This is a genomic window from Phaeobacter sp. HF9A (assembly GCF_011806385.1).
Taxonomy (GTDB): domain Bacteria; phylum Pseudomonadota; class Alphaproteobacteria; order Rhodobacterales; family Rhodobacteraceae; genus Epibacterium.
On the sequence record NZ_JAATOX010000215.1, the window covers coordinates 1 to 3,551 of the forward strand.

General features: G+C 63.4%; 3 protein-coding genes. 1 reads left to right on the forward strand and 2 read right to left on the reverse strand.

What is annotated here, in order from left to right; all coding sequences use genetic code 11:
- The coding region (locus HCZ87_RS20320; RefSeq protein ID WP_254868722.1) for a methyl-accepting chemotaxis protein at positions 1 to 590 on the forward strand (590 nt) is incomplete at its 5' end.
- Positions 591 to 792: 202 nt separating this feature from the next.
- Here the strand turns inward: HCZ87_RS20320 and adh are convergent.
- Both adh and HCZ87_RS20330 read right to left on the reverse strand, forming a co-directional pair.
- Positions 793 to 2,313, reverse strand: coding sequence for an aldehyde dehydrogenase (adh, locus tag HCZ87_RS20325; protein ID WP_167646885.1), 1,521 nt, complete (start codon positions 2,311 to 2,313; stop codon positions 793 to 795).
- A 123-nt stretch (positions 2,314 to 2,436) separates the two neighbouring features.
- Entirely contained in the window at positions 2,437 to 3,402 is a 966-nt protein-coding gene (locus HCZ87_RS20330; RefSeq protein WP_175582341.1) for a GAF domain-containing protein, read from the reverse strand.
- Positions 3,403 to 3,551 lie beyond the last annotated feature (149 nt).

Here is a 3,551-nt window from a genome sequence, read left to right on the forward strand (position 1 = left end):
CCAACCTCCTGGCCCTGAACGCCGGGGTGGAAGCCGCCCGCGCGGGCGAAGCCGGTCGCGGCTTTGCCGTGGTCGCCTCCGAAGTCCGTGCCTTGGCCCAGCGCTCGGCCGATGCGGCCCAGGAGATCAAACAGCTTATCGTGGATAGTACCACGCAAGTCGGCGAAGGCGTCCAACTGGTTGGCCGCACGGGCGAGGAACTGGAAAAGATCATTGACCATGTGAGCACGATCTCTGGCCATATCAGCGGCATTGCGACCGGTGCCGAAGAACAATCAACCACCTTGAACGAAATCAACACCGGCGTGTCCCAGCTAGATCAGGTCACCCAGCACAACGCCGCCATGGTCGAAGAAACGACGGCGGCCAGTCAGGTGTTGCGCAATGATGCAACCCAGCTTGCCCGGGTGGTCGCCGTGTTCAAGACCGATGGCACGCTACGCCGCATGGACGGTGCTGACGAGGCGCATCACGCAGCCCCCGAAGTGCCTCACGCAGAACAGGACGCACCGCAGCCCGAGGACGAATGGGAGGTGCCCGTCGCGGCAGAGCCGCCACTCAAGGCCGCCGTTGGCTGGGAAGACTTCTAGGCAGCGCGCCTCGAAGACAATGCGCGCAAACACAAGAGCGTCCCTGACCCTCTGGGACTGGGGCGCTCCACCGCAACGGCTCCGCCAATCGGATGCGGTGGCGCGAAACAAGATAGGCCGCTGAGATGATCCTCAGCGGCCTATGAGTCATTGACATGCCCTGCGATGATCCTTGATCAAGAGCGGGCGGCGAGCGACGGCCCTAGAAGAAACCGAGCTTGTTGGGGTTATAGCTCATCAGGATGTTCTTGGTCTGCTGATAGTGATCCAACATCATCTTGTGGTTCTCACGCCCGATACCGGATTGTTTGTACCCGCCAAAGGCCGCATGCGCCGGATAGGCGTGGTAGTTGTTGACCCAGACCCGGCCAGCTTCGATGTCGCGGCCAAAGCGATAGCAACGATTGGCATCCCGCGACCAGACACCGGCACCAAGCCCGTACATCGTGTCATTGGCGATCGCCAGCGCTTCGGCCTCGTCCTTGAAGGTGGTGACAGAAACCACCGGACCAAAGATTTCCTCCTGGAACACCCGCATCTTGTTGTGGCCTTTCAGGATGGTCGGCTGGATATAGAAACCGTTTTCCAGCTCGCCCGACATCTGGGCGGGTGCCCCGCCGACCAGCACTTCTGCGCCTTCTTCAACACCGATTTGCAGGTAGGACGAGATCTTGTCCTGCTGTTCCCGGCTCGCCTGCGCGCCAACCATGGTCGCCATGTCGCGCGGATCGCCCTGTTTGATCGCGCGAACCCGCTCGATCGCCCGGGCGATGAAGCGCTCATAGATGTCTTCCTGGATCAGCGCCCGGGACGGACAGGTGCAAACCTCGCCCTGGTTGAAGGCAAAGAGCACAAAGCCCTCGATCGCCTTGTCGAGGAAGGCATCATCCTGATCCATCACATCCGAGAAGAAGATATTCGGCGATTTGCCCCCCAGTTCCAGCGTGACGGGGATCAGGTTCTCGGTCGCGGCCTGCATGATCTTGCGCCCGGTCGCGGTGGAGCCGGTAAAGGCGATCTTGGCAATGCGCGGCGAGGATGCCAGCGTCGCGCCGACTTCGGCGCCATAGCCGTTCACCACGTTCAGCACCCCGTCAGGCAGCAAATCGGCAATCAGCTCGACCAGCACCATGATCGCCGCCGGAGTTTGCTCGGCCGGTTTCAGCACGATGCAGTTGCCCGCGGCCAGGGCCGGCGCCAGTTTCCACGCCGCCATCAGGATCGAGAAGTTCCACGGAATGATCTGGCCGACAACGCCCAGCGGTTCATGGAAGTGATAGGCCACGGTGTCGGCGTCGATTTCCGACATGGAGCCTTCCTGGCCGCGCAGCACACCGGCGAAATAGCGGAAGTGGTCCACCGCCAGCGGAATGTCGGCAGCGGTGGTTTCGCGGATCGGCTTGCCGTTGTCCCAGGTTTCGGCCTGCGCCAGAAGGTCCAGGTTTTCTTCCAGGCGGTCGGCGATTCTCAGCAGCGTGTTGGAGCGCTCCGCCGCCGGGGTCTTGCCCCAGGCAACTTTCGCCGCATGGGCCGCGTCCAGCGCCAGTTCGACGTCAGCCGCACCAGAGCGGGCCACTTCGCAGACTTTGGCGCCGGTGATCGGGGTGATATTGTCGAAATACTGGCCGCTTGCGGGGGCGACGAATTTGCCGCCAATGAAGTTGTCATAGCGGGATTTGAACGGCGAGCTGTAGCCGCTGGCGATCTCGGTTTGCTGGTTCATGTCTTTTCCTCCTCTGGTCCCGGTCCTCCGCCGGGGATGCCACAGAAGGTGAAGGGAATCGGCCCCGCCTGTCAGCCCGCCCAGAGGAGGCTCCGGCGGGGACCTGTCTCAGGAGTGAGACGGTCAGCCGGGGTTTTCGCCGATCCCCAGCCGTTTCATCCGGCGATAGAGGGTTGCGCGCCCGATCCCCAGCCCCCGCGCCGCCTCAGAGACATTGCCCTTGGCCCTCGCAAGCGCCCGCATCACGGCGGCGCGCTCGGCCTTTTCAAACCCCGTTGGCCCGTCCTCGCGCCCAAAGAGATCAGAGGCAGGCAGTGCAGAAACCGGTCCTGTGGCGCTGAGCCCAAAGACCTTGCGCGCGCCGCGCGTGGCGCCCAGCACGATATCATCCTGATCCACCGCCAGCAGCACCGCCGCATCACCGCTGTCGTGATCGGCCACAATCACCCGGGCCTGTGGAAAGGAGGCGCGGAAGTGATCTGCCTCGATCTGCCGTGCGGTCTGTGCCACCTGCGCGGCGATCAGCCTGTTAAACCCTTCGGTTTGATCCGCCCGCGCGGAGGAGACATCAAGCGCGCCGATCAGCTCCCCTTCGGGGCCAAAGATCGGCGCGTCCATGCAGCTCATATCGGTATTGCGGGCGTGGAAATGTTCATCGCGGTGAATAATCACCCGCCGCGCCTCGGCGATACAGGTGCCAATCCCATTGGTGCCCTCGGCAGCCTCGGACCAATCCGCGCCGGGTATCAGCCCCCAGCTTTCAAAAATATCGACGTCGCCATCGGTGGCTCGCAGATCCAGCACCACGCCCTCTGCGTCGGTCAGCAAGACGCCGCAGCCCGAACAGCCCACAAGCTGATAGAGCGCATCCAGCCGCGGCGTCGCCACCCGCATCATCGCCTCTGCCCGCTTGCGCCGCTCGGCCAGCGCCGCATCCGTCATGCGTTGCACCCCGGCCGCCTGTCCGGGATCCAGCCCGTGATGTTCGATCGAGCGCCGCCAGGACGCCGCCAAACGGCTCCGCGCCGCCGCGCCAGGATCGCTGACCGCCTCGACCACGCGATCAATATGCTTGGTGAGCTTTGCCAATCCACCATCCTCCCCGCGCGCATCTTAACCGACTGCCGGATTTCAGCAAATGATGAATATCGGCTGGCCTTCCGCCGCGCGCGCGCAGAGAATACCCCGAGTTCAACAACCATACGGGGCCGCAGACCATGAGCATCGGCGACTGGACC

Excerpts from the sequence above, each read along its gene's own strand:
- adh (WP_167646885.1), bottom strand. The coding sequence starts at position 2,313 with ATGAACCAGCAAACCGAGATCGCCAGCGGCTACAGCTCGCCGTTCAAA.